Source organism: Flavobacterium supellecticarium, assembly GCF_004801375.1.
Classification (GTDB): Bacteria; Bacteroidota; Bacteroidia; order Flavobacteriales; family Flavobacteriaceae; genus Flavobacterium; species Flavobacterium supellecticarium.
This window is the reverse complement of record NZ_SSNZ01000001.1, coordinates 32267-56720: the sequence shown is the minus strand read 5'-3', so window position 1 is coordinate 56720 and position 24454 is coordinate 32267. Positions and strand designations below refer to the sequence as shown.

The 24454-nt window shown below is 38.1% G+C and carries 27 protein-coding genes; 16 read left to right on the top strand and 11 right to left on the bottom strand.

What is annotated here, in order from left to right; genetic code table 11:
* Window positions 1-6 precede the first annotated feature (6 nt).
* A complete protein-coding gene (locus tag E6C50_RS00280) occupies window positions 7-525 on the top strand; it encodes a 5' nucleotidase, NT5C type (RefSeq protein ID WP_136401210.1) in 519 nt (172 codons plus the stop codon).
* A gap of 76 nt (window positions 526-601) precedes the next feature.
* On the top strand, window positions 602-1360 hold the full coding sequence (locus E6C50_RS00275) for an SDR family NAD(P)-dependent oxidoreductase (protein ID WP_136401209.1): 759 nt from the start codon (window positions 602-604) through the stop codon (window positions 1358-1360).
* Window positions 1361-1443: 83 nt separating this feature from the next.
* Here E6C50_RS00275 and glmM read toward each other — a convergent pair whose 3' ends face one another.
* The gene (gene glmM / locus E6C50_RS00270; RefSeq protein WP_136401208.1) at window positions 1444-2832 is read right to left on the bottom strand and encodes a phosphoglucosamine mutase; all 1389 of its coding nucleotides are present in this window, start codon (window positions 2830-2832) and stop codon (window positions 1444-1446) included.
* Between the two features lie 207 nt (window positions 2833-3039).
* On the opposite strand from glmM, the gene E6C50_RS00265 reads away from it, so the two are divergent.
* The 5 genes from E6C50_RS00265 to E6C50_RS00245 all read left to right on the top strand — a co-directional run bounded on the left by E6C50_RS00265 (window position 3040) and on the right by E6C50_RS00245 (window position 10327).
* Window positions 3040-3642, top strand: coding sequence for an acyl carrier protein phosphodiesterase (locus E6C50_RS00265; protein ID WP_136401207.1), 603 nt, complete (start codon window positions 3040-3042; stop codon window positions 3640-3642).
* On the top strand, window positions 3626-4291 hold the full coding sequence (locus E6C50_RS00260; protein ID WP_136401206.1) for a DNA alkylation repair protein: 666 nt from the start codon (window positions 3626-3628) through the stop codon (window positions 4289-4291). Before E6C50_RS00265 ends, E6C50_RS00260 begins: the two co-directional genes overlap by 17 nt.
* An 81-nt stretch (window positions 4292-4372) precedes the next feature.
* Entirely contained in the window at window positions 4373-6193 is a 1821-nt protein-coding gene (locus tag E6C50_RS00255) for a chloride channel protein (protein WP_136401205.1), read from the top strand.
* A 253-nt stretch (window positions 6194-6446) separates the two neighbouring features.
* On the top strand, window positions 6447-9281 hold the full coding sequence (gene uvrA, locus E6C50_RS00250; RefSeq protein ID WP_136401204.1) for an excinuclease ABC subunit UvrA: 2835 nt from the start codon (window positions 6447-6449) through the stop codon (window positions 9279-9281).
* Window positions 9282-9601: 320 nt separating this feature from the next.
* Window positions 9602-10327: an LOG family protein gene (locus E6C50_RS00245; RefSeq protein WP_136401203.1), complete on the top strand. Its 726-nt coding sequence runs from the start codon at window positions 9602-9604 to the stop codon at window positions 10325-10327.
* 89 nt (window positions 10328-10416) lie between these two features.
* On the opposite strand, the gene E6C50_RS00240 is transcribed toward E6C50_RS00245, so the two are convergent.
* The 4 genes from E6C50_RS00240 to E6C50_RS00225 all read right to left on the bottom strand — a co-directional run bounded on the left by E6C50_RS00240 (window position 10417) and on the right by E6C50_RS00225 (window position 12713).
* Entirely contained in the window at window positions 10417-10737 is a 321-nt protein-coding gene (locus E6C50_RS00240; protein ID WP_136401202.1) for a rhodanese-like domain-containing protein, read from the bottom strand.
* Between the two features lie 99 nt (window positions 10738-10836).
* Window positions 10837-11265: a lipocalin-like domain-containing protein gene (locus E6C50_RS00235; RefSeq protein WP_136401201.1), complete on the bottom strand. Its 429-nt coding sequence runs from the start codon at window positions 11263-11265 to the stop codon at window positions 10837-10839.
* 244 nt (window positions 11266-11509) lie between these two features.
* Entirely contained in the window at window positions 11510-12121 is a 612-nt protein-coding gene (locus E6C50_RS00230) for a thioredoxin family protein (RefSeq protein ID WP_136401200.1), read from the bottom strand.
* A gap of 25 nt (window positions 12122-12146) precedes the next feature.
* Complete coding sequence (locus E6C50_RS00225; RefSeq protein ID WP_136401199.1) at window positions 12147-12713, bottom strand: TlpA disulfide reductase family protein; 567 nt, start codon at window positions 12711-12713, stop codon at window positions 12147-12149.
* Window positions 12714-12849: 136 nt separating this feature from the next.
* On the opposite strand from E6C50_RS00225, the gene E6C50_RS00220 reads away from it, so the two are divergent.
* Genes E6C50_RS00220 through E6C50_RS00210 form a run of 3 tightly spaced genes read left to right on the top strand, consistent with a single transcriptional unit; the run spans window position 12850 to window position 14544 of the window.
* Window positions 12850-13305, top strand: coding sequence for a MarR family winged helix-turn-helix transcriptional regulator (locus E6C50_RS00220; protein ID WP_136401198.1), 456 nt, complete (start codon window positions 12850-12852; stop codon window positions 13303-13305).
* Window positions 13306-13316: 11 nt separating this feature from the next.
* The gene (locus E6C50_RS00215) at window positions 13317-13949 is read left to right on the top strand and encodes an NAD(P)H-dependent oxidoreductase (RefSeq protein WP_136401197.1); all 633 of its coding nucleotides are present in this window, start codon (window positions 13317-13319) and stop codon (window positions 13947-13949) included.
* 28 nt (window positions 13950-13977) lie between these two features.
* Entirely contained in the window at window positions 13978-14544 is a 567-nt protein-coding gene (locus tag E6C50_RS00210) for a YceI family protein (RefSeq protein WP_136401196.1), read from the top strand.
* A gap of 82 nt (window positions 14545-14626) precedes the next feature.
* Here the strand turns inward: E6C50_RS00210 and E6C50_RS00205 are convergent, their stop codons facing one another.
* From E6C50_RS00205 to E6C50_RS00185, 6 genes are all read right to left on the bottom strand, one after another.
* Window positions 14627-15055, bottom strand: a complete 429-nt coding sequence (locus E6C50_RS00205; protein WP_230978921.1) for a TSUP family transporter — start codon at window positions 15053-15055, stop codon at window positions 14627-14629.
* An 87-nt stretch (window positions 15056-15142) separates the two neighbouring features.
* The gene (locus E6C50_RS17565; protein WP_168732715.1) at window positions 15143-15289 is read right to left on the bottom strand and encodes a hypothetical protein; all 147 of its coding nucleotides are present in this window, start codon (window positions 15287-15289) and stop codon (window positions 15143-15145) included.
* A gap of 298 nt (window positions 15290-15587) precedes the next feature.
* Entirely contained in the window at window positions 15588-15872 is a 285-nt protein-coding gene (yajC, locus tag E6C50_RS00200; protein WP_136401195.1) for a preprotein translocase subunit YajC, read from the bottom strand.
* 7 nt (window positions 15873-15879) lie between these two features.
* Entirely contained in the window at window positions 15880-16338 is a 459-nt protein-coding gene (locus E6C50_RS00195) for a DUF1573 domain-containing protein (RefSeq protein ID WP_136401194.1), read from the bottom strand.
* 20 nt (window positions 16339-16358) lie between these two features.
* Window positions 16359-17306 (bottom strand): transcription antitermination factor NusB, encoded by a 948-nt coding sequence (nusB, locus tag E6C50_RS00190; protein WP_211089506.1) that lies wholly within the window; start codon window positions 17304-17306, stop codon window positions 16359-16361.
* Window positions 17307-17393: 87 nt separating this feature from the next.
* Entirely contained in the window at window positions 17394-18497 is a 1104-nt protein-coding gene (locus tag E6C50_RS00185) for a Glu/Leu/Phe/Val dehydrogenase dimerization domain-containing protein (protein WP_136401193.1), read from the bottom strand.
* A gap of 199 nt (window positions 18498-18696) precedes the next feature.
* Here E6C50_RS00185 and E6C50_RS00180 point away from each other — a divergent pair, with 199 nt between their 5' ends.
* The 6 genes from E6C50_RS00180 to E6C50_RS00155 all read left to right on the top strand — a co-directional run bounded on the left by E6C50_RS00180 (window position 18697) and on the right by E6C50_RS00155 (window position 24372).
* Window positions 18697-20445 carry an ABC transporter ATP-binding protein gene (locus tag E6C50_RS00180; RefSeq protein ID WP_136401192.1) on the top strand — a complete coding sequence of 583 codons (1749 nt, stop codon included), beginning with the start codon at window positions 18697-18699 and terminating at the stop codon, window positions 20443-20445.
* Window positions 20446-20517: 72 nt separating this feature from the next.
* On the top strand, window positions 20518-20892 hold the full coding sequence (locus E6C50_RS00175) for a PUR family DNA/RNA-binding protein (RefSeq protein ID WP_136401191.1): 375 nt from the start codon (window positions 20518-20520) through the stop codon (window positions 20890-20892).
* A gap of 125 nt (window positions 20893-21017) precedes the next feature.
* The gene (locus E6C50_RS00170; protein ID WP_136401190.1) at window positions 21018-21707 is read left to right on the top strand and encodes a response regulator transcription factor; all 690 of its coding nucleotides are present in this window, start codon (window positions 21018-21020) and stop codon (window positions 21705-21707) included.
* Window positions 21708-23075 (top strand): sensor histidine kinase, encoded by a 1368-nt coding sequence (locus E6C50_RS00165; protein WP_136401189.1) that lies wholly within the window; start codon window positions 21708-21710, stop codon window positions 23073-23075.
* A 60-nt stretch (window positions 23076-23135) separates the two neighbouring features.
* Window positions 23136-23597 (top strand): carboxypeptidase-like regulatory domain-containing protein, encoded by a 462-nt coding sequence (locus tag E6C50_RS00160; protein WP_211089505.1) that lies wholly within the window; start codon window positions 23136-23138, stop codon window positions 23595-23597.
* A gap of 40 nt (window positions 23598-23637) precedes the next feature.
* The gene (locus E6C50_RS00155) at window positions 23638-24372 is read left to right on the top strand and encodes a carboxypeptidase-like regulatory domain-containing protein (RefSeq protein WP_136401187.1); all 735 of its coding nucleotides are present in this window, start codon (window positions 23638-23640) and stop codon (window positions 24370-24372) included.
* Window positions 24373-24454 lie beyond the last annotated feature (82 nt).

Sequence of the window (24454 nt, the reverse complement as noted above, 5' to 3'; positions counted from 1 at the left end):
TACTATATGAAACAACGCTTATTAGTGGATATGGACGGCGTCCTGGCCGATATATATGCCCAATTGATCGAATTCGAATACCAGGAACTTGGCATCCGCCAATCTTACGAAAAAATGAATGGAACATCAGAAGTCGACACTTTTAAAAATGCTTTAGAATATATTTTTAGTGATGGTTTTTTTAGAAACCTACCGGTTATGGAAGGTAGTATCGAAGTAATGCGACAACTCAATGAGAAATACGAACTGTTTATTGTGAGCGCTGCTATGGAATTTCCCAAAAGCCTTACGGACAAATTCTATTGGTTGGAAGAACATTTTCCATTTCTCCACTGGAAACAAATCGTGATGTGTGGTTCAAAAACGGTTATAAAAGGGGACATTATGATCGATGATCATTTTAAAAATCTGGATTATTTTGACGGAAAAACCCTGTTGTTTTCCCAGCCGCATAATAGTTCCGGAAATACAAAAAATCATACGCGTGTAGATAGTTGGTCGGATGTTGCAAAAATTTTGTTGTAAAATACTTAAACTATCACCATAATTAGCTTTTTGCAACCACTTATCTTTGTTTAGTAAAACTTTAAAAATCAAAGCAATGGCTCAAAAAATAGTACTTGTAACCGGTGGAAGCCGCGGACTTGGCAAAAATATGGTACTGCAACTGGCCCAAAAAGGACTGGATGTTGTACTAACCTATAACAGTAAAAAAGAAGAAGCCCTTGAGGTTGTAACAGAAATCGAACAATACGGTCGGAAAGCCGCTGCCGTTCAGCTAAATGTATCTGATATCGCATCGTTTGACGCTTTTTGGATAACCGTTCAGCAGACTTTAAAAACCCATTTTCAAGCGGATCATTTTGATTATCTGGTCAATAATGCCGGAATTGGTATTCACGCTTCTTTTGAAGCCACTACCGAAGAACAGTTTGATACCTTAATGGGAATTCAGTTTAAAGGTCCGTTTTTCCTTACTCAAAAAGCCTTACCACTTATGGCTAACGGCGGTGGTATTGTAAATATTTCGACCGGGCTGGCACGATTTTCGTTTCCGGGTTATGCCGCTTATGCTTCGATGAAAGGTGCCATTGAAACTCTAACCAAATACCAGGCTAAAGAATTAGGTTTCCGAGGAATCCGCGTGAATGTGGTGGCTCCGGGTGCTATCGAAACCGATTTTGGTGGCGGTGTGGTTCGCGATAATGCCGAAATGAACAAAAATATTGCTGCGGCAACTGCGTTAGGTCGTGTTGGTTTGCCAGACGATATTGGCGGTGTAGTTGCTTTCCTTTGTACCGATGACGCACGTTGGATTAACGCACAACGTATTGAAGTTTCCGGAGGAATGATGTTGTAAAAACAAAGGACATTGCTCCTAAAAAATAAAACCTGTCCGTTTGAGTGAACAGGTTTTATTTTTTATAATTCTGTTTTTTTTTATTAGATACCGGCGATTTCTTTAATCTCATCAATAATTCGCAACGCCAGTTTATCGGCTTGTTCCTGAGTAGGTGCCTCCGTATAAATTCGAATAATCGGTTCCGTATTTGACTTTCTCAAATGTACCCAATCTTCCGCGAAATCGATTTTCACCCCATCAACCGTCGAAATATTCTCCTGTTGGTATTTTGCCGTCATGGTTTTTAAAATCGCATCGACATCAATTTGTGGCGTTAACTCGATTTTATTTTTACTCATAAAATACTGCGGATAACCGGCTCTTAACTCGGCTACCGATTGCTCTTGTCCGGCCAGATAGGTCAGGAATAAAGCGACACCCACCAAAGCATCACGTCCGTAGTGTGCTTCCGGATAAATAATACCACCATTACCTTCACCACCAATAATCGCGTTATTCTTTTTCATCAGTTCCACCACGTTCACCTCTCCCACCGCGCTGGCTTCGTAGGTTCCGTTGTGTTTATTCGTAATATCGCGCAAAGCTCTTGACGACGACATATTCGAAACGGTATTTCCAGGTGTACGACGCAATACATAATCGGCCACGGCTACCAGTGTATATTCTTCACCAAACATTTCTCCGTCATTCGAAATAAACGCCAATCGGTCTACATCCGGATCTACTACAATACCGAAATCGGCTTGTTCTTTTACCACCAATTCGCAGATATCGCCCAGATGCTCCTTTAATGGCTCCGGATTGTGAGGAAAATGACCATTTGGTTCGCAATACAAACGTACCACTTCCACGCCCATTTGCTCCAGTAATTTTGGAATGATAATTCCTCCCGAGGAATTCACACCATCGACCACCACTTTGTATTTTTTCTTTTTTACCGCTTCGGCATCCACCAATGCTAAATTCAATACCTCATCGATATGAATGTCCATATAGGCATCGTTTTCGGTAATCGTTCCCAAATGATCCACATCCGAAAAATCGAACGCTTCACTTTCGGCAATTTCCAGAATTTTAGCACCATCGGCACCATTTAAAAATTCGCCTTTATCATTTAATAATTTTAGCGCATTCCATTGTTTCGGGTTATGCGAAGCCGTTAGAATGATTCCGCCATCGGCTTTTTCCAACGGAACGGCAACTTCTACAGTTGGCGTAGTCGATAATCCCAAATCGATCACATCGATCCCAAGTCCTATCAGTGTATTGACAACGAGATTGTGAATCATCGGGCCGGAAATCCGGGCATCGCGACCAATCACAACGGTTAATTTTTCCTTATTGCTATTTTGTTTTAAAAACGTTCCATAGGCGGAAGCGAATTTTACTGCATCCACAGGTGTTAGGTTATCACCCGTTTTTCCTCCTATTGTTCCTCGAATACCGGAAATCGATTTTATCAGTGTCATATATGCTATTGGGGATTAAAAATTCAAATTCATCACAAATATAAAAAGTTGTCGGCGTAGTACCCTATTCTAATTCTTTTTTATTTTATTCTAAAATAATTACACCGGTTGAATCCGGTAAAACCTTCCCTTTTTCGATACTGCTTTTAAAAAAGTTATCGTTACATTTACAAACCAGAGTCTACAATGACTGAAATGTAAACACTAATGAACTTTTTAGCCCATATCTATTTATCCGGAGATGATGATCTGATTAAGATTGGCAACTTTATGGCCGACGGAATCCGCGGTAACGATTACCGAAACTTTAACCCGGATATTCAAAAAGGCATACTGTTACACCGCGCGATCGATACCTTTACCGATACGCATCCGATTTTCAGAAAAAGTAAACACCGACTGCATGAAGCCTACGGCCATTATTCCGGTGTGATTATGGATGTATTTTATGATCATTTCCTAGCTAAAAACTGGGATCGCTATTCCGAAACACCTCTGGAAACCTATGTTGCGGCATTTTATTCCTCTTTAAAGGAGCATTATGATTTGCTAACCGAAAAAACCAAAGGACTAATGCCGTATATGATTGAACGAAACTGGCTGGTGAGTTACGCCTCAATAGATGGTATTGCGACCATACTTTTCCAAATGGATCAGCGTACAAAAAACCGTTCCCGTATGCAATATTCCGTACGGGAATTACAGGAATATTATGTCAACTTTGAAATCGAATTTACCCTTTTCTTTGACGAAATAAAACAATTTGCAACCGATAAATTAGCGGAAATTACGCATGACTTTTCTAACTGATCTTACACAAGCTTTCCGCGAAAATGCTTCGGCAGACAATGCCGGACCTATGGAAGCCTATATGAAACATCATTTTCAATTTTACGGCATCAAAGCGCCTTTGCGAAAACAGATTACCAAACAAATCTGGTCGCTGCATAAAACCGAAGTCAAAAACAATGCCCGTGAAATTGGTTTAACACTCTTACAGCAACAACAACGAGAGTTTCATTATGCCGCTATGGAAATACTGGAAAAGGAATTGCGCGGAAAATTTGTAAAAACCGATATCGAGCTGATCGAAAAAACCTTAACCACTGATTCATGGTGGGATACCGTCGATTTTCTTGCCAAATACCTGTTAGGCAATTACCTGACCCAATTTCCGGAAGAAACTGACACTGTGATTAGTCGGTTTTCCGATTCCGACAATATGTGGTTAAACCGATCGGCTATACTTTTTCAACTGGGTTATAAAAGCAAAACCGACGCAGCCTTATTGTTTGCCTTATGCGAAAAACATTCCGGTTCGGGTGAATTTTTTATCCAAAAAGCAATTGGCTGGGCACTGCGGGAATATGCGAAAACGGACCCAAAAGCCGTTATAAAATTTGTTTCGGAAACCACTTTAAAACCATTAAGCAATCGGGAAGCTTTAAAAAATTTATAACATTTTTAAAATGATACTGGTTCAAAAGGCGTAATTTAGCAGTTTAAAGTTTCCATAACGGATCACAAAAACATTCCTACAATGCCGAATAAAAACGTATCGCCTATAACCCTCTTTTTGCGAAAAAACTTAAAGCGTTTAGAAGCCACGTTATTTTTTCTAAAAGCCATTTTAAACAACCGGCAGTTTATTTATTTATCCTGTATTTTAGTGGCTTTATCCTCAGCTTTGGCGGTAATCGTACTAAAAACGTTTGCACACTCAGTATTCCGTTTTGCAAATTATATCGACAACATACTTCACTTACCCTATAGTAACAGTATCCTGCCAATCGTCGGGATTTTACTGACTGCTTTTGTGATCAAAAAATTTCTGGACGGAAGTATCGAAAAAGGTACGTCCCAGATTATGATTGCCGTGGCAAAAAAATCGGGTATCATGCCCCGAAAACAGATGTATGCGCAGATCATCACGAGTTCCCTCACGGTAGGCTTGGGAGGATCGGCCGGATTGGAGTCACCGATTACCATTACCGGAGCAGCTTTCGGATCGAACTATGCGCAAAAATACCGTCTGAATTACAAAGACCGGACGCTTTTATTAGCCTGTGGTGTGGCCGCTGGTATTGCCGCTGCATTTAACGCACCCATTGCCGGTGTATTGTTTGCCATTGAAGTGATTCTGGCCGATATGAGTGTCACCGCTTTTATCCCGATCATGATTTCAGCCGCAACCGGATCATTAGTGACCAATGTACTTTTAAAAGAAGACATCCTGTTATCCTTCCACCAACAACTCTCTTTCGATTATCACAATATCCCGTATTATATTGCTATTGGAATTTTTGCCGGACTGGTATCCGTTTACCACGCCCGGACGTTCCGAAAGGTGGAACATTTTTTCGATCGCTATAAAAACAAAACCTATAAAAAAGCATTGATCGGTGCTTCGGCGCTAGCCATACTGATTTTCTTTTTTCCGACACTCTTTGGTGAAGGATATGAAAGCATCAAAATACTATCGAACGGAAACCCAAGCAAAATACTCGAAAACACCCTTTTAAATTCGTTTAAAGACAATGATATTATTCTGTTGGTGTTTGTTGGTGCGACGATGTTTCTAAAGGTTTTTGCCACCGGACTTACGTTAGGAAGCGGCGGAAACGGTGGTAACTTTGCTCCTTCCCTTTTTGTAGGTTCCTATCTGGGCTTTTTCGTAGCGAAGTTTTTTAGTTTAATCGGATTGTCGGACAACCTTCCGGTTAGCAATTTTACCATTGTCGGAATGGCAGGCGTTTTAAGTGGACTATTCCATGCACCGTTAACCGCGATTTTCCTTATTGCCGAAATCACCGGTGGTTACGGTTTAATGGTTCCGTTATTGATCGTTTCGTCTATCAGTTTTGCGATTACCAAAAAAATGGAAATTCATTCGATGGACATTAAAAATCTGGCCGATAAAGGTCAGGTATTTACCAGTGATAAAGATAAAAACATTCTTTCCTCGATTGACCTGTCAAAGCATATTCGCAATGATTTTACAACGATTACTTCCGATTCGAAACTGGAAAATATTGTCGATTTACTTTCGAATACACGACAGACGCTTTTTCCGATACTAAACGAAAAAGAAGAACTAACCGGTGTGATTAATTTTGATTCCATCCGAAATATTATTTTCAAACCTTTTCAAATCAAATACACCTCCTTACAGGATGTAACCGAAAAACCCGAAGCCGTGATCTGTTATGACGAAATCATGGAAACGGTAATGGACAAATTCGAGACCTATCATACCGACATCCTTTTTGTTTTAAAAGACAACAAATACCTGGGGTATATTTCCAAAATTGAAGTACTCGAAAGCTATCGTGAAAAGTTAAAAGACATGCGAATCGAATAATCGCCGATTATCGCAATAAAACTCATCATTATTTCCCCGATCATCAGAAGATTTTACAGAACGTTTACAACTAAAAAAACTTTCGTTCCGGGTTCTTTATAAGAATAGTTATCTATTGGGAATCAAATACTTTTTAGTTTGGTTTCGCGGTCTGATCCTAACTTTTCACTATTAAAAAATAACAAAAATTTCTTTCTTCGGGACGTCTCAAATCGCGCTCAAAACAGTACCTTTGCGTTTTGCTCGATTTTTTATGCTAAACACAGAAGAAACTATTGAAGTATTAGGCGCAAGAGCGCATAATTTAAAGAATATTGACGTTGTGATTCCGCGGGAGAAACTGGTTGTAATTACCGGTTTATCCGGCTCCGGAAAATCATCGCTGGCTTTCGATACCATTTATGCCGAAGGACAGCGCCGTTACATTGAAACTTTTTCTGCGTATGCCCGCCAATTTCTGGGTGGACTGGAACGTCCGGATGTGGATAAAATTGACGGTCTTTCGCCGGTAATTGCCATTGAGCAGAAAACAACCAGTAAAAGTCCGCGTTCTACCGTAGGAACCATTACCGAGATTTACGATTTTCTTCGTTTATTTTATGCCCGTGCCGGGGAAGCCTACAGTTACAACACCGGTGAAAAAATGGTGAGCTACAGTGATGAGCAAATTAAAGAACTGATTTTTGAAAACTTCAACGGAAAGCGCATCAATATTCTGGCACCGGTTATCCGATCCCGAAAAGGACACTACCGTGAATTGTTTGAACAAATTTCCAAACAGGGCTTTGTTAAAGTCCGCGTAGACGGAGAAATCCGCGATCTGGAATTCGGTATGAAAGTTGACCGTTATAAAACCCACGATATCGAAATTGTAATCGACCGTATGCTAATCGAAAATACGGAAGACAACGACAAAAGACTGACCGAAAGTATTAAAACTGCCATGTATCACGGAGAGGATATCATGATGGTAATCGAACAGGAAAGTCAGGAAGTTCGCTTTTTTAGCCGAAACCTCATGTGTCCGTCGACCGGGATTTCGTATCCGAATCCGGAACCGAACAACTTTTCGTTTAACTCGCCAAAAGGCGCTTGCGAACATTGTAACGGACTGGGATTGGTGAGTGAAGTGAACCTGAATAAAATTATTCCAAACCCAAAACTTTCAATTAAAAACGGTGGTTTTGCACCATTAGGCGAACAAAAAAATTCCTGGATATTTAAACAACTGGAAATCATCGGTGAAAAGTTTGGCTTTAAACTAACCGATCCGATCGAAAAAATTGCACCGGAAGCGATCGATATGATCCTTAACGGCGGAAATGAAAAATTCTCGGTGGTTTCGAAAGTCATGGGAATCACAAAAGAATATAAAATCGATTTTGAAGGGATTTCCAATTTTATCAAAAACCAGCACGACGAAAGTGATTCGGCAACGATCAAACGTTGGGCTAAGGAATTCATGGACGAAGTGGACTGCCCGGTTTGCGAAGGAACCCGATTGAAAAAGGAAGCCTTATACTTTAAAATCAACGAAAAAAATATTGGCGAACTTTCGGCCATGGATATCGATGAATTGAGTCTGTGGTTTCAGGAACTTGAACCGCATTTATCCGAAAAACAAAAAGCAATCGCCACCGAAATTGTAAAAGAGATACGCGCGCGTTTGCGCTTCCTTGTCGATGTAGGCTTAAATTATCTGTCCTTAAATCGTAGTTCCAAATCCCTTTCGGGTGGTGAAGCACAGCGAATCCGACTGGCAACGCAAATCGGTTCGCAACTGGTTGGTGTGTTGTATATTCTGGACGAACCGAGTATTGGTTTGCACCAACGCGACAACGAACGATTGATCCGTTCACTGGAACAATTGCGCGATATCGGAAATTCGGTTATTGTGGTCGAACACGACAAAGACATGATTGAACGCGCCGATTATGTAATCGACATCGGACCAAAAGCTGGACGTTTTGGCGGGGAAATCATCAGTAAAGGAACGCCGCAGGAATTGTTATCCGAAAAAACCTTAACTGCCTCCTATCTCAACGGAACCATGGAAATCGCGATTCCGGAAGTACGCCGTGAAGGAAACGGAAAAGTATTAAAACTGAGTGGTGCGACCGGAAACAACCTGAAAAACGTAAATGTTGAATTCCCATTGGGAAAATTAATCTGTGTGACTGGTGTTTCCGGAAGCGGAAAATCAACGTTGATCAACGAAACGCTTTATCCGATTCTGAACGCACACTTTTTTAATGCTGTTAAAAAACCGCAACCGTATAAAAAGATCGAAGGACTGGAACATATCGACAAAGTAATCGATATTGATCAAAGTCCGATTGGGCGAACACCACGTTCCAATCCGGCAACCTATACGGATGTATTTTCGGAAATCAGAACCTTGTTTACCCAAACTCCGGAAGCGATGATCCGTGGCTATAAACCTGGCCGTTTTAGTTTTAACGTATCCGGCGGACGTTGCGAAACCTGCGAAGGATCGGGTGTTCGTACGATCGAAATGAGTTTCCTACCGGACGTATATGTAGAATGTGAAACCTGTCAGGGAAAACGTTTTAATCGCGAAACACTTGAAATTCGTTATAAAGGAAAATCCATTTCGGACATATTGGAAATGACTGTAGATGAAGCGGTTCCGTTTTTTGAAAACATTCCGAAAATCTACCGTAAAATTAAAACCATACAAGATGTCGGCTTAGGCTATATCACCCTTGGTCAGCAAAGTACAACCCTTTCCGGAGGTGAAGCACAACGGATCAAATTGGCTACTGAATTATCCAAAAAAGACACCGGTAACACTTTCTATATATTAGACGAGCCAACAACCGGATTGCATTTTGAAGACATTCGTGTTTTGATGGAAGTGATCAACAAGCTGGTTGACAAAGGAAATACCGTCGTGATCATCGAACATAATTTAGATGTGATCAAATTGGCCGATTATATTATCGATATCGGTTATGAAGGCGGTAAAGGCGGCGGACAACTGGTTAGCAAAGGTACACCGGAAGAGGTCATTAAAAACCAAAAGAGTTATACCGCTAAATTCCTTAAAAAGGAATTGCATTTATAAAACACAAAAGGCAATGTTATATTGCCTTTTATTTTTTCCGAACAAGACACTGTTGTACAACACCTTACAACAAAACCGTTTGAATTCGTTCATTTATTTAAAAAAAAGGGAGTGCTAAATTTGCATAACGTCAAAAAAGATAATAGTTTTAGACTATGTTTATTCGGTTTTCGGATAAATGTCAACAAACAACAACACTCCTAATTCACATCATTATACCGACCTATCAGTTGCATCTAGTGTTACTGCGGGATAATTATGACAAATGATCTACGAATTCCAATACAAAATAAAATAATAATTAATAGAAAAGAGTTTAGATGATGAAAGAACAATTTGAAAACGAAGACGACAGAATACAGGATAAATTCAAACAAAAAACCTGGAACGAGATACGAACCAATGATTCCTGGGCGATTTTTAAAATCATGTCCGAATTTGTAAACGGCTATGAAACGATGGGACGAATTGGTCCCTGTGTATCGATTTTCGGATCGGCCCGAACCAAACCGGAAGATAAATACTACCTATTGGCTGAAAAAATTGCCTATAAAATCAGTAAAGCGGGTTATGGTGTGATTACCGGTGGTGGTCCCGGAATTATGGAAGCCGGAAATAAAGGTGCTCATTTTGGCGGCGGAACTTCGGTAGGTTTAAACATTGAATTGCCGTTTGAACAACATTTCAATCCGTATATCGACCGCGATAAAAACCTGCAATTTGACTATTTCTTTGTACGCAAAGTAATGTTTGTAAAATACTCTCAGGGATTTGTGGTCATGCCGGGTGGATTCGGAACACTAGACGAATTATTTGAAGCCATCACTTTAATTCAGACCAAAAAAATCGGAAAATTCCCGATTATCCTGGTAGGTCGTGATTTCTGGTCCGGTTTATTGGAGTGGATCAAAACGGTGATCATTGAAAAACATGCCAATGCCAATCCGGCCGATCTAGATCTTTTCCGAGTGGTAGACAACGAAGATGAGGTATTGGAAGCGCTGGATAATTTCTATAAGAAATACAACTTAAGTCCTAACTTCTAATAGGGATATAAACTAAAAAAGGGACTTTAAATAGAGTGCCTCCAAAAAGTTAGATACTATTTGGGGGCAATTCAAAAAAGTCCCTTTTTTTATTTTTCTTCCGGCATCACTACCGGTCCATTCCATTCCATAATTCCGCCTACAAGATTATAGGTTTTGGCAAACCCCATTTGTTGCATCAGGTTACACGCCTGACCGCTTCTTCCTCCGGATCGGCAATAAATATAATAAGTTTTGAATTTGTCCAGTTCGTCTACCTGATAGATAAATCCCTGTCCTTTATAAATATCGATGTTGATGGCTCCCGGAATGATTCCCTGATTCCATTCGTCTTCAGTACGCACATCCAGAATCACAGCATTGCTGTCCTGTTGTGCTTCCTGCCACCATTGTTCTTGAGTAATGTCCATTGTTGATTTGCGTTTAAAAGTCAAATGTAGACAAAAAAGTGCAATTAGTTACCCGAAAAATATATGTCTACACATAAGAAACAGAAAATTTGTTTAGTCCTAGATCTTAGTCAACACCACCAAATTCGTATTTCCGGAAAGTACAAATTTTAATTTCAATGTGGTATTGGTTAATTGCATAATTTCTGCGTTAACGGTTGTTCCGTTTTGATATACAAATGTCAGCGCATTATTATTTCTAGTCCAGACTCCAGTATCGATTGTTTCCTGACAGTTTGGATTGTCGAAATAATGATCTTTAATTACGTTAGCGGCAAATATTTCAAGATAATCTTTTGTACAGCCGGTAGCATGCTGATAATCATTTATAACCTCCTGATTATTCGTTATGGTTCCTTCTTTTGTAAATTGCCAGGTTCCTTCAACCTGAGCGGCTACTTCCTGAGTGTCATCGTTATCTTTACTACATGAGGATAAACCTAAAAATAATACTGCTGCAAATACAGACAGTTTTTTTAATTTAAACATAATTATAATTTTTAAGAGTTTTTCTATTTTAATTATTACAATCAAAGCTCGCAAAAGTAAAATATATAATTACATAATTAAACAAATTACCTATTTTAATTTACTGTTACTTTTAAACAATGTATTTTTTACATTATTGCTTTTCCATCTGTAAAATTTATGATCAAATGATCACATATCATCAAATAAAAAGGAGTCAGTACTATACTGACTCCTTTTCCTTCAAAATTTTTTGAAATGCTTATTACGTTTTAATCGAACAACCGATCGCTTTGGTTTCTTTTACCGCTACTTCTTTGTTTTTTAATAAAGCATCCAATGCATTTTCGGCATATTTTTCTTTTACGGCTGCCGCATCGCTATAATTATCGTCGATCGCACCAATATATTTTACCACATTTCCAACTTTTGTTTTTTGTAAAATATACACGTGAGGCGTTTTAGTCGCTCCGTATTGCGGATAAACTTTCTGACCTTCATCCAATAAATACGGGAACGTAAAATTTTTCTCTTTGGCACGTACCTGCATCAATTCGAAACTATCGTCTTTTTGTTTGGCCGGATTGTTCGGATTGATCGCTATTACCGGATATCCTAATTTTTTATATTTTTTGTCCAATGCTATGATACGATCTTCATACGCTTGTGCATACGGACAATGGTTACAGGTAAACACCACGATAAAACCTTTTGCCGCTTTGAAATCGGCTAACGATACTTTTTTATTGTCGACATTTTTCAGACTGAAATCGGTCGCCACATCGCCTACCTTATAACCGGCAGCTGGTTTGATCATCGTAAACGCGCTTATAGCTCCCACGACTAAGGTCAAGGCTAAAAATTTAATTGCTTTCATATAATATACTTGTTTTTTAGGTTGCTTACTTCATTACAGATTTTAATTCTTTTTCAAGAGCCTCGTACGTAAATTGTTGTTCATAGAATTTACGTTGGCCTCCTTTATAAATAACTGTTGCCGGAATTGCACCCGACCAGGCCGTATCGACTTTACTAATCCAGGCGTTGGCATCCGGATCGTTCAGATAGATCACCTCCGATTGCATGCTTTTCTTTTTTACAAAGGGTAACAAATTGGATTCCACTTTTTGCGGCATGTCCAGACTCACCAACAGTACTTTTACTTTTTGATCCTTATAGGTTGTATTCAGTTTTTCAAAATGCGGTAATTCTTCCACACATGGTACACACCAGGTTGCCCAGAAATTAACCACATAGGTCGTATCGTTATCCTTTTTTAAAAACGGCTCAAAAGCATTAAAGTCATAAGATGCTACCTTAATTCCGTCTTTTTCATAAACTTTAATCGGTTTTGGTTGATCGGCTACAACTGCTTTTTCCGGTTCTGATACAGTTGTTTCGGGTGAGGTTACTTCTTTTTTACACGACATAAAGCTAAAAACCGCCAGCAGTATTATCATTTTTCTCATGGTATAAATCGGGTTTAGGCCACTAAAATTAAGCATTCTAACAGGCTCAAAAATAAATTTAACAAAAAATTAAACAAACATTTGTATATACAATTAAAAACATTACTACATTTGTACCTACAAATTTAATAACACAATGAAAATCGAAGACATCATCAAATCTACAAAAGCATTATCACTGGGCAAACGAACAGTGCTAAACATTTTGTACACGCAAAATTTGGTTTCCGAGAAATTCGCTGAGGTATTAAAGCCTTATGAATTATCAAGCGAACAGTACAACGTATTGCGGATTTTGAGAGGCCAAAAGGCAAAACCAACCAATATGTGTGTAATTCAGGAACGGATGCTGGCCAAAACCAGTAACACGACCCGATTGGTTGACAAATTATTATTAAAAGATCTGGTAACCCGCGAAGTTTGCCCGGACAATCGTCGGAAAATGGAAGTAACCATCACCGAAAAAGGACTGGAACTACTGGAAGAACTGGATCCAAAAGTAGATCATCACGAACAACTGTTTGCACAAAACCTGACTGTGGAAGAACAGGAACTTTTAAATGATTTGCTGGAACGCTATCGAACAATATAATCAGAATATACATGAGTAATTTAATAGAAACGCTAAAATGGCGTTATGCAACAAAGAAATTTGATGCTACCAAAAAAATTTCCAACGAAGATTTGGAAACCCTTAAAGAAGCGATCCGTTTAAGTGCTTCTTCTTACGGTCTGCAACCGTATAAAGTATTGATCATTGAAAATCCGGAAGTACGTGCCAAATTACAGCCGGTTTCATGGGGACAATCGCAAATTGTTGACGCTTCTCACCTGCTTGTTTTTGCAAACATGACCGATTTTGGAGCCGAACAAATTGATGCTTACCTAAACAATATAGTAGAAACACGTCAGATTCCTTTAGAATCGATTGCCGGATATGGTGATTTTATGAAAAGTAAGCTAACCACTTTGCCAGCCGACAAACTAAGCAACTGGACTTCCAAACAAACCTATATCGCATTAGGTAATCTTTTAAGTGCTGCTGCCGAATTAAAAATCGATGCCACACCTATGGAAGGTTTTGAAGCGGAAAAGGTAAATGAAATCCTGGGATTAAAGGAACTTGGATTAAATGCATCCTTAATGGCTACTTTAGGGTACCGACATGAAGAAGATGCTACACAGCATTATGCCAAAGTGCGAAAATCAAACGAAGAATTATTTATCAATTTATAATCAATTAATTAAACCATTTTAAAATCAAATGAAAAATTTAAAATCAATTGCGTTAGCTTTAGTAGTAGCTTTAGGTACTTTATCTGCATCAGCTCAGACTAAAAAAGTAGATGTTTCTAAAAGTACAATCAACTGGGTTGGTAAAAAAGTAACCGGACAACACGAAGGTACTATCAACTTAAAAGAAGGTGCTTTAGTTTTCAAAGGAAAAAAATTAAAAGGTGGTAACTTTACTGTAGACATGACTACAATCAGCGCTACTGACGTTTCTGGTAAATCAAAAGCTGGATTAGACGGTCACTTAAAAGCTGACGATTTCTTTGGCGTTGAAAAATATCCAACGTCTAAATTAGTTTTCAAAACGATTGCTGACAAAGGTAACGATGTGTATACTGTTACTGCTGATTTAACAATTAAAGACAAAACTAACCCTGTAACTTTCGACATCACTGTAAAAGGAAAAACGGCTACAACAAGCTTTAAAGTTGACAGAACTAAATTTGGTATTGAGTACAACTCTGGTTCTATTTTCAGTTCAATCGGTGACAAAGCCATCAACGACGAATTTGATTTAACTGTAAACTTACAGTTCTAATATCCCCTATTATATAATTGCTATGAAAAGGAAAAAGGTGCCGTTTATTGCGGCACCTTTTTTTTGTTTCATTTTGAAAGCCTTAGAATATTTTAAACAACATTCGGATACTGAATACAATAACTAAAAATGCTACGGCCAATATGGCTGTTTTTTGTGGTAATTTCCCGGCCAGTCGTGCCGCTAATGGTGCCGCAATGGAACCACCAAAAATCAGTCCGACTACAATATACCAATGACTGACGCCCAATGAGGCAAAAAACGTAGCCGAAGCCGCCAGTGTCACAAAAAATTCGGCTAAACTCACTGTTCCGACCACATAACTGGATTTTCGACCTTTGGCCAATAAGGTCGAGGTAACAATTGGTCCCCATCCACCGCCGCCAAAGGCATCGAAAAGACCTCCTGAAAATCCGAGTAAACCGGTATTTTTTATTTTTTTCCGAACGATTTTTTTCCGTAAAGCGATCAACACCAAACGTATCCCGATGATCATGGTATAGGTAGCCAAAACAGCATACGTAAAGATTCATTCTCAAGTAAAAGCTCCTCTTCTCGGGTAAGAGGTTTAGCGGATTTTTTTTAGCTCTTTTGTAAGTCATGATTTTGGTCGGCCTTCGGGCTTATATTGTAAACCTGTAAATCCTTGTGCTTTAAATTTCCCTTGCCAATTGATGATTACTCCATCATTGGGGATATTAAAGAACAAACAGGTTTCACCCAAAGATAAGGACTTCTCTTCCATGGTATGTATAACTTTTAGCTTAAAATCGGAACTGTAATTCTGATTCTTACGAGATAACAGTCCTTCCTTTCCGTATTTTAGATAAAAGTTCAGCCATCTACCAAGATTAGTTGCGCTGATTCCATTTTCAACAGTAACCTATTCTTTTGACCTGTTTTTATTCAAAACCTCACCTATGCAGCGAAGTTTAAATTCATAATTGTACTTGACTTTTCTTTCCATAAAAATGCCCCCAAATAGAGTCTAACTTTTTGGGGGCAGTTCAATGAGTTGCCTTTTGTTTTTATTGTAAAAAGAATTATTTCGCAGCGTTTACTTTCTGACTTAATTCCATTGAAATAGCCGAACGCTCCATTTTGATTTTTCCAGCCATAGTTTCCACTACAATTGAATCATCATATAGTTCAGCGATCTTTCCGTGGATACCCGCTTTGGTAACGATCTTATCACCTACTTTAATATTACTTTCAAATTCTTTCTCTTTCTTCTGACGGGTTTGCTGCGGGCGAATCATTAAAAAATACACCACAACAAACATTAATATAATGGGTAAAAAACTTCCTAATTGTCCTAATTGTTCCATATTAAAATTATTTTGCTTTTGGAGTTACATCAGCTTTAATGGTTACTACTTCATTACCTTTAGCTGTATTTGTAGTTAAGGTTACGGTTTTTTGTTGTTGTCCTGGTTTTCCGGAAGAATCGAACGTTACTTTCATTGGAGCCGAAGTTCCCGGTTTAATCGGTTCTTTTGGCCAATCCGGTACCGTACAACCACAACTTCCTTGTGCGTTAACGATGATCAAATCAGCCTCTCCTTCATTACTAATTGTAAAAACGGTTTCTGCTTTATCCCCTTCATTAATGGTTCCGAAGTTATGTTCTTCTTCGTTAAATTTAATTACCGGTAATTTTCCAGATGCTTCGTTGTTTTTAGCAGCTGCTGCTACACTGGCATCATCAATTTTTTCGGATGCATTTTCTTTTTTACAAGAAGTTGTTAGCACTAAAGTTACAATGGCTAACATTCCAAGAGTTTTGTTAATCATATTCGATTTTTTTTACAATTTTACATTAAACCTCTTCCGGTTTTTATCAGTCTGTTGTCTTTTTGATAATCCTTTACCAGATTATCTAAAATTCCGTTGATAAAAATACTACTTTTTGGAGTAGAATACTCTTTTGCAATTTCTAAATATTCGTTAATTGTAACTTTTACCGGAATCGATGGAAATTTAAGAAACTCACAGATGGCCATTTTCAGGATAATCGCATCGATTTCCGCAATACGTTCCGCATCCCAGTTTGGTGTTTTGTCTATAAATTCTTTTGTTAATTCCGGATTGTTCAGAACCGTTTTACGAAACAGGTTACGTACAAATTCCTTATCATCGGCATCTTTGTATAGTTTGGAAACGTAAAATGAGTCCGGATCACTACTGTTCTTAATCTGTTTTAACTGCTTTTGGATTGCTGTATTTACCAATGGAATATCGTCAATCCAGGTTAGTTTGTGGTCTTCCAGATAATCGTATAACTTTTCGTTTGGCGCGATGATCTCCGTAAAAACATCCACCACAAATTGTTGGTCTTCTTCAAACGTATTCACGTTGTTACGCATATACGTATCGTACAACTTACTCTTTTTAATCGCATCCAAAAGGATCAGAATATAGTCGTCGTTATTTTTCCAGTTAGTGATCTTGCGATCTTCCAATGCAATACTAAGGGAATTATTCTCCGAAAGAATATCCAGTACCGCATTATTGATAAATTTTTTATTCGGATTGCGTTCTTCTTGAGTCGCCAGGTGTTTTTTACTCGATTTATCAATAAAATCTTCTTCTGCTTTTTTGATTTCCACCAAAGAAGAGAGCATAATTAAATATAAATCCTGAATATTTTCGATACTATGAAACAGGAATTTCTCTTCCTTTTCAAGATTATCGGAACCGTTTTGATGCATTGCATAAATGGATTGCATCACCTTTACACGAATATGTCTTCTGTTTAACATCCTGCTGATAAGAACTTTTAAAAATTAAAGAAGCGAAAGAATAATCTTTCGCTTCGCAAAATTAAAAAATATATTGTTGGAAAACTACTACTTCGCGTTTTCTTTTTTACGGGCATCGATACGCTCCTGTGCCATTCGCATAGCAGCCTGGTGTGTCGTAATGCTATTTTCTTTGGCGTAGTTAAAAATATCCAATGTTGTATTGAAGATATTTTCGGTTCTGCGCATGGCTTCTTCTTTACCGTATCCGGCAATTTCACCATATACATTGATAATTCCACCAGCGTTAATCAAGAAATCCGGAGCATATAAAATGCCTCTTTCCTGAAGTCTTGCACCGTGGATATTTTCAACTGCTAACTGGTTATTCGCTGCACCAGCGATAACTTTTGCTTTGATTTTTTCGATCGTATCATCGTTGATCGTAGCACCTAATGCACATGGTGCATAAATATCTACGTCTGCACTATATAAATCGCCACCGTTAAAAACCTGAGCGCCATATTTAGCACCTACTTCCTGTAGACGTGCTTCGTTGATATCTGTAATTTGTACTAAAGCACCTTCTTTACTGATCAGCTCTACTAGCGTTTCACCAACATGACCGATACCTTGTACTAAAATTCTTTTTCCTTCCAGGTTATCCGTACCAAACTGATATTTTGCAGCCGCTTTCATCCCCATATAAACACCGTAAGCTGTTACTGGCGAAGGATTTCCGGAACCACCTCTTGATTCTGAAATTCCGGTTACATAAGGCGTTACATCACGGATAAGATCCATATCAGCCGTAGTTGATCCTACATCTTCCGCAGTAATATATTTTCCGCTTAAGGAATTCACAAACTGTCCGAATTTTGTGATCATTTCCGGAGTTTTATCCACTTTGGAATCTCCGATGATAACCGCTTTACCACCTCCAAGATTTAACCCGGAAATAGCTGATTTAAAAGTCATACCGCGGGAAAGACGTAAAACATCGTTTAAAGCTTCCCACTCATTTGTATATTTCCACATTCTGGTTCCTCCTAAAGCAGGTCCTAAAACTGTGTTATGAACACCAATTATTGCTTTTAAACCAGTATCTTTGTCGTGACAAAATACGATTTGCTCATGATTATCAAATGAAACCTGCCCAAAAACCGGGTCGATTTTATGAAGCTCATTAGCACTTGTAACTTCTGTTATCATGTTTTTTTTTATTTTGAGGTTGAAATTTATTCAAAAATAGACTGCTAAATTACACTTATATTCAGAATAATTCAACACAAATCGTTTTTTTTAATTATTCAATAATAATTATTTTTAAAAACAACTTTAAAAATCATTATCAAAAACAATTCGATTTTAACAGAATACAAAACAATAAAACAACCTACAGGATTAAAAAATGAAAGAACTTCAATATTTAAACAAATACTTCATCAAATATAAATACCGATTTTTAATTGGTATTATTATCACAATCGTAGCGCAATTCTTTACCTTATATACTCCAAAACTGGTTGGAGATTCGATCAAGGCACTGGAAAACAGCAAACTGAATCCCGATACGGTACGTCAACTCCTTATGGAAAACATCATTCTCGTTATTGTTACCACGTTAATTGCCGGTTTCCTTACTTTTCTGATGCGCCAAACGCTAATTGTGATGTCGCGTCATATCGAATTTGACCTTAAAAATGAAGTATTCCGACAATACGAAAATCTATCCCAGAATTTCTACAAAAAAAACAGAACCGGTGACCTGATGAACCGTATCAGCGAAGACGTTGGTAAAGTCCGCCAATATGTTGGTCCGGCCGTAATGTATTCCATCAACACTTTTATACGTTTTGCTGTCGTAACGGTACAGATGTATATTATTTCACCGGAACTTACCCTCTATTCGCTTTTACCATTACCGATTCTGGCGTATAGCATTTTTAAAATCAGCTCCGAAATCAACAAGCGAAGTACAACCTACCAACAAAACCTTTCCAAACTATCTACGTTTACACAGGAAATGTTTTCCGGTATCCGTGTAATTAAAGCCTACTCCATCGAAAACGAAAAACAGGACGACTTTACCGCCTTATCACAGGAAAGTAAAGACAAAAACATGCGCCTGGCAAAAGCCAATGCCTTGTTTGGTCCGCTAATGATTCTATTAATCGGTGCGAGTAACCTCGTGGTCGTATATGTTGGCGGAATGATGTATATTAACGGTAGTATTCCGGATATCGGTGTAATCGCTCAATTTATCCTTTATATCAATATGCTAACATGGCCGGTAGCGTCATTAGGATGGGTATCCTCAATGGTTCAGGAAGCCGAGGCCTCACAAAAACGAATCAACGAATTCCTTAAGATCAAACCGGAAATCCAGAATACCGTACCGGAACACACCCCTGTTAATGGCGAAATCACTTTCGAAAATGTAACCTTCACCTACGAAGATACAACGATTACCGCTCTTAAAAATGTAAACCTTCAGATCAAAAAAGGTCAGACATTAGCCATATTAGGAAAAACCGGTTCCGGTAAATCCACATTACTTTCATTGATCAGTCGTTTATACGATGTTAACGAAGGTGCTGTAAAAATCGATGGTAGCGACATCCGCGACTTAAATCTGTTTGATGTGCGCAATCATATCGGCTTTGTACCTCAGGATGCTTTTCTGTTTTCGGATACGATTAAAAATAATATTAAATTTGGAAATGAAGAGGCAACCGATGAGGAAGTAATCGATGCGGCTAAAAAAGCGGTAGTTCATAAAAATATTGTCAAATTTAAAAACCAATACGATACGGTTTTAGGCGAAAGAGGGATCACTTTATCGGGCGGACAAAAGCAACGGGTATCGATTGCAAGGGCGCTGATAAAAAATGCTCCTATCCTACTTTTGGACGATTGTTTGTCGGCAGTGGATACCGAGACGGAAGAGGCAATTTTAAGCAATTTAATGGATTTTTGTAAAGATAAAACTACAATAATCGTTAGTCATCGGGTATCTTCTGCTAAAAATGCCGATCAGATTATCATCCTGGACAACGGAAAAATAATTCAGCAAGGAACTCATAATCAATTGGTAAACCAGGACGGTTACTATAAAGATTTGTACTTTAAGCAACTTTCAGAAAAAGAATTACAATAAATGTTGGTTTTTTTGGTTTTTTTTTAGATTTTTGAGTTCTACTTAACACCATAAATTATTGACTGAAGGATTATGAGAGAAAATGAAATGTTAGAAAAAGAAGAAATTTTTTCTAAAGTTTTACGCGCAGGAAGAAGAACGTATTTCTTCGATGTGAGAGCGACAAAGGCTGATGATTATTACATTACGATTACAGAAAGTAAAAAATTCACCGAAGATGATGGCTCATTCCATTTCAAGAAACACAAAATTTATTTATATAAAGAGGATTTTGCAGCTTTCAAAGACATCTTAAACGAAATGACTTCGTATGTATTAAATCATAAAGGAGAGGAAGTAATTTCAGAAAGACACCAGAAAGACTTTAAAAAAGAGTATTTTTCTGAGAAAACAGAAGAGGGTACATCTTCCGGAAGTTTCACTGATATTGACTTTGACGACATTTAAATATTGAATAAAACAGTACATTACCAAAGCCTGAAAATATGACCATTTTCAGGCTTTTCTTTTTTTAACCACTATCGCCAGAAAAGTTTACTTTTGTTATAGTCAACTTGTAAGTCCGGACGAATATGCCAAAAATTTTAATTGTTGAAGACGATACCCGCGTAGCCGAATTACTCAAAAGAGGTTTGGATGAAGAAGGTTTTGATACCCAACTCGCCTACGATGGCGAAATGGGAAAAAAGCTTTCCCTATACAATACCTACGATTTGGTAATTACCGATATTATTTTACCCAAAATAAGCGGAATCGATTTGTGTCTTTCGATACGCAAAAGTAATCCCGGTCTGCCTATTATCATGCTGACAGCTTTGGGTACTACCGATGATAAAGTGGACGGATTTGATGCCGGTGCCGACGATTATCTGGTAAAACCATTTGATTTCCGGGAATTACTCGTACGTATCCGGGCGTTGCTCAAACGAAGTAGTTCAGTAGCCAATTATACCGATAAATTCACCTATCAGGATTTGGAACTCAATTACAATACCAAGACCATCCGACGTGCCGGTAAAGAAATCAGTCTGACACCAAAAGAATTCAAACTTCTGGAATATATGATGCAAAATGCCGAACGGGTGCTGAGTCGTACCGAAATCGCCGAAAAAGTTTGGAACACCCATTTTGACACCGGCACAAATTTTATTGACGTCTATATCAATTACCTCCGAAAAAAAATAGACAAGGATTTCGACAACAAACTAATCCATACCAAATCCGGAATGGGCTTTATTTTAAAACTGGAAAGCGATACGTAGATGACCATACAAAACCGACTGAGTTTATTGTTTACTTTTCTAACAGCATCCATATTATTGGTTTTTGCAGTGATTATCTATGCCACAAGCGAAAAAAACCGGGAAAACACGTTTTACCGTACGCTTCACAAAGAAGCACTCACCAAAGCCAATCTGTTTTTTAAAGCCAAAATCGATACGAAAACCCTTCAGGCAATTTATACCAATAACCGGTCGATCATCAACGAAGTCGAAGTGGCTATATATGATGATCATTATAATCTTTTATACCATGATGATGCGAATATTGACGTGGTAAAAGAGAATACCAAAATGCTGAATTCGGTTTTAAAGAAAAAAGAAATCCGTTTTTACCTTGACAAATGGCAGGCCATTGGTATGCGATACGAACATGACGGAAAAAATTATATTATCATGGCCGCGGCCTACGATTTGAATGGGTATCATAAAACCTATATCGCCAAAAGGAACATACTGATTGTATTCTTGTCCTCAATTATTTTTATTTATATCATGGGGCGTATTTTTTCACGTAAAGCCTTGTCGCCCATGACCAATATTGTGGCCAATGTAAAAGAAATATCGGCTACCAATCTCGATTTACGGGTACAACTTCCTAAAAACAAAGACGAGATTGCCGAACTGGCCACTACGTTTAACCAAATGCTCGACCGACTGGAAAAATCATTTGACGCTCAAAAAGATTTTGTTTCGAATATTTCGCACGAATTGCGAACACCTTTAACAGCCATGCTAACCGAGCTGCAATTATCGGCCGGAAACCTGCGCAGCAACGACGAATACCGGAAATCGATCGACAATGCGATTAATGACGCTCAAAAACTGGTTCGTTTGTCCAATAGTTTGTTGGATTTGGCCAAAGCCAATTACGATCAAACCGAAATTGTCCAGAAAGAAATCCGACTTGACGAAGTGTTATTGGATGCCCGAAACGATGTACTGCATAACCAACCCGAATTTAAAGTCAACCTTATCTTTGAAAAGGAAATTGAGGACGACGATTTTATTTCGGTAAAAGGAAACGAATATTTGCTCAAAGTCGCTTTTATGAATCTGATCGAAAACGGCTGTAAATTTTCGGAAGCAAAAGAAAGCACAATAGCGATCACCTACTTTAAAGACAAAACAATTATTCGTTTTCAGGATAACGGAATCGGAATTGCCCCGGACGACCTACCGAATATTTTCACACCATTTTTTAGAGGAGATAACAAAGGATTTGCCAACGGAAACGGAATTGGGCTTTCACTCACTCAGAAGATCATTGCACTCCACAACGGCACGATATCCGTAGTCTCCGAACCCAACGAAGGAAGCACTTTTACCGTTGAATTACCGCATGTGTAATTTTTTTTCACACATAAAGGATAAATTCATATATTTATGATATTAAATACTTTTACAGCCATGAAATACGTAAACAACACTACCAACACGCCCCTAAAATCCCTATACGGACTATTATTTATTGGCGCTATAAGTTTATTCATGCCCGGTCACATCGTTGCTCAGGAACAATCCGTTACATCTAGAATGTCTTCGGAAATGGCAAAAAAATCCGATCAATTAATTACCATCAAAGGTACCGTTAGTGAAGGAGAACTTCCAATACCCCAAGTTAATATAGAACTCATCGGTTACGAGTGGTCTAAAACTACAACAGATAATGATGGAAATTTTGAAATTACTTTTCCTAAATCGTCCGTAAAAAAAGGGATTGCTTTACAGGCTTCGTATCCCGGATTTCAAACCTACACTCAAGAAATAACAAGTAAAGAAATTAGAAAAAAGGATCCTATAGCAATCAATATGGTTGGGGTACAAAATACAGTTATAGGCTGTATCCCCATAAAAAAGAAAAACCTCTAATTCTCGTTTGAAGAGGTAAAACGCATTTAAAATAATCCAGATGAAAACCTCCGATAACTATAGTATTACCATTCCAAAACCCTGTTCGGAATCTTGGTCGACAATGGATCAGAATCTAACGGGGCGTTATTGTCATAGTTGTTCCAAAAATGTCATTGATTTTACGCAAAAAAGCAATTCAGAAATCCATGCGATAATACAAGGAACCCAAGGAGCAAAAATCTGTGGCCGTTTTAGAAATGATCAACTGAACAAATTTATTTTAAACGAAACGCCACAATCAAAATCGCATTTATTTGGCTCTTTAGCAGGCACTTTTTTAGCGTTATTCAATTATACTACGACTTCTGCACAAGAGCATCCTATTTCTTCATCTGTAGTTACACCCAAAAAAAGTACTGAAATACTAACAACACCTTTGGCAGACACTATACATGTAGTAACCATTCGTGGAGTTGTAATAGAAGGAGGACTACCTTTACCCGGAGCTTCTATAATGGTTAAAGATCATAATTGGCTCCATTCCCAATCCGATATGGATGGGAAATTTGAAATAGAAATCCCAAAATCAATGCTGGATACACCGATAATGATAGAAACCCGTTTTATAAGTTTCGAAACAATTCAGCAAGAAATTGCATCCAACGATATCTTAAATAATAACGAAATAAAAGTTACCATGCTATCTCGTAACATCGAAATTACTGTAGGGGCAGTTGTTCCTGCTTTAAAAAAGAAAAGTCTCTGGAAAAAATTAACTTCTTTATTTCAATGAGAATAATGCTAAACTTATAATTTAAAATCCTGTTTTGAATCATGATCGGTTACCCGAAATCCGGAGACGATCAAAAATGCCG

What these genes read in the sequence shown, in the direction of transcription:
- E6C50_RS00280 (WP_136401210.1), top strand. Translation starts at nt 7, where the DNA reads ATGAAACAACGCTTATTAGTGGATATGGACGGCGTCCTGGCCGATATA.
- E6C50_RS00275 (WP_136401209.1), top strand. Translation starts at nt 602, where the DNA reads ATGGCTCAAAAAATAGTACTTGTAACCGGTGGAAGCCGCGGACTTGGC.
- glmM (WP_136401208.1), bottom strand. Translation starts at nt 2,832, where the DNA reads ATGACACTGATAAAATCGATTTCCGGTATTCGAGGAACAATAGGAGGA.
- E6C50_RS00265 (WP_136401207.1), top strand. Translation starts at nt 3,040, where the DNA reads ATGAACTTTTTAGCCCATATCTATTTATCCGGAGATGATGATCTGATT.
- E6C50_RS00260 (WP_136401206.1), top strand. Translation starts at nt 3,626, where the DNA reads ATGACTTTTCTAACTGATCTTACACAAGCTTTCCGCGAAAATGCTTCG.
- E6C50_RS00255 (WP_136401205.1), top strand. Translation starts at nt 4,373, where the DNA reads ATGCCGAATAAAAACGTATCGCCTATAACCCTCTTTTTGCGAAAAAAC.
- uvrA (WP_136401204.1), top strand. Translation starts at nt 6,447, where the DNA reads ATGCTAAACACAGAAGAAACTATTGAAGTATTAGGCGCAAGAGCGCAT.
- E6C50_RS00245 (WP_136401203.1), top strand. Translation starts at nt 9,602, where the DNA reads ATGATGAAAGAACAATTTGAAAACGAAGACGACAGAATACAGGATAAA.
- E6C50_RS00240 (WP_136401202.1), bottom strand. Translation starts at nt 10,737, where the DNA reads ATGGACATTACTCAAGAACAATGGTGGCAGGAAGCACAACAGGACAGC.
- E6C50_RS00235 (WP_136401201.1), bottom strand. Translation starts at nt 11,265, where the DNA reads ATGTTTAAATTAAAAAAACTGTCTGTATTTGCAGCAGTATTATTTTTA.
- E6C50_RS00230 (WP_136401200.1), bottom strand. Translation starts at nt 12,121, where the DNA reads ATGAAAGCAATTAAATTTTTAGCCTTGACCTTAGTCGTGGGAGCTATA.
- E6C50_RS00225 (WP_136401199.1), bottom strand. Translation starts at nt 12,713, where the DNA reads ATGAGAAAAATGATAATACTGCTGGCGGTTTTTAGCTTTATGTCGTGT.
- E6C50_RS00220 (WP_136401198.1), top strand. Translation starts at nt 12,850, where the DNA reads ATGAAAATCGAAGACATCATCAAATCTACAAAAGCATTATCACTGGGC.
- E6C50_RS00215 (WP_136401197.1), top strand. Translation starts at nt 13,317, where the DNA reads ATGAGTAATTTAATAGAAACGCTAAAATGGCGTTATGCAACAAAGAAA.
- E6C50_RS00210 (WP_136401196.1), top strand. Translation starts at nt 13,978, where the DNA reads ATGAAAAATTTAAAATCAATTGCGTTAGCTTTAGTAGTAGCTTTAGGT.
- E6C50_RS17565 (WP_168732715.1), bottom strand. Translation starts at nt 15,289, where the DNA reads ATGGAAGAGAAGTCCTTATCTTTGGGTGAAACCTGTTTGTTCTTTAAT.
- yajC (WP_136401195.1), bottom strand. Translation starts at nt 15,872, where the DNA reads ATGGAACAATTAGGACAATTAGGAAGTTTTTTACCCATTATATTAATG.
- E6C50_RS00195 (WP_136401194.1), bottom strand. Translation starts at nt 16,338, where the DNA reads ATGATTAACAAAACTCTTGGAATGTTAGCCATTGTAACTTTAGTGCTA.
- nusB (WP_211089506.1), bottom strand. Translation starts at nt 17,306, where the DNA reads ATGTTAAACAGAAGACATATTCGTGTAAAGGTGATGCAATCCATTTAT.
- E6C50_RS00185 (WP_136401193.1), bottom strand. Translation starts at nt 18,497, where the DNA reads ATGATAACAGAAGTTACAAGTGCTAATGAGCTTCATAAAATCGACCCG.
- E6C50_RS00180 (WP_136401192.1), top strand. Translation starts at nt 18,697, where the DNA reads ATGAAAGAACTTCAATATTTAAACAAATACTTCATCAAATATAAATAC.
- E6C50_RS00175 (WP_136401191.1), top strand. Translation starts at nt 20,518, where the DNA reads ATGAGAGAAAATGAAATGTTAGAAAAAGAAGAAATTTTTTCTAAAGTT.
- E6C50_RS00170 (WP_136401190.1), top strand. Translation starts at nt 21,018, where the DNA reads ATGCCAAAAATTTTAATTGTTGAAGACGATACCCGCGTAGCCGAATTA.
- E6C50_RS00165 (WP_136401189.1), top strand. Translation starts at nt 21,708, where the DNA reads ATGACCATACAAAACCGACTGAGTTTATTGTTTACTTTTCTAACAGCA.
- E6C50_RS00160 (WP_211089505.1), top strand. Translation starts at nt 23,136, where the DNA reads ATGAAATACGTAAACAACACTACCAACACGCCCCTAAAATCCCTATAC.
- E6C50_RS00155 (WP_136401187.1), top strand. Translation starts at nt 23,638, where the DNA reads ATGAAAACCTCCGATAACTATAGTATTACCATTCCAAAACCCTGTTCG.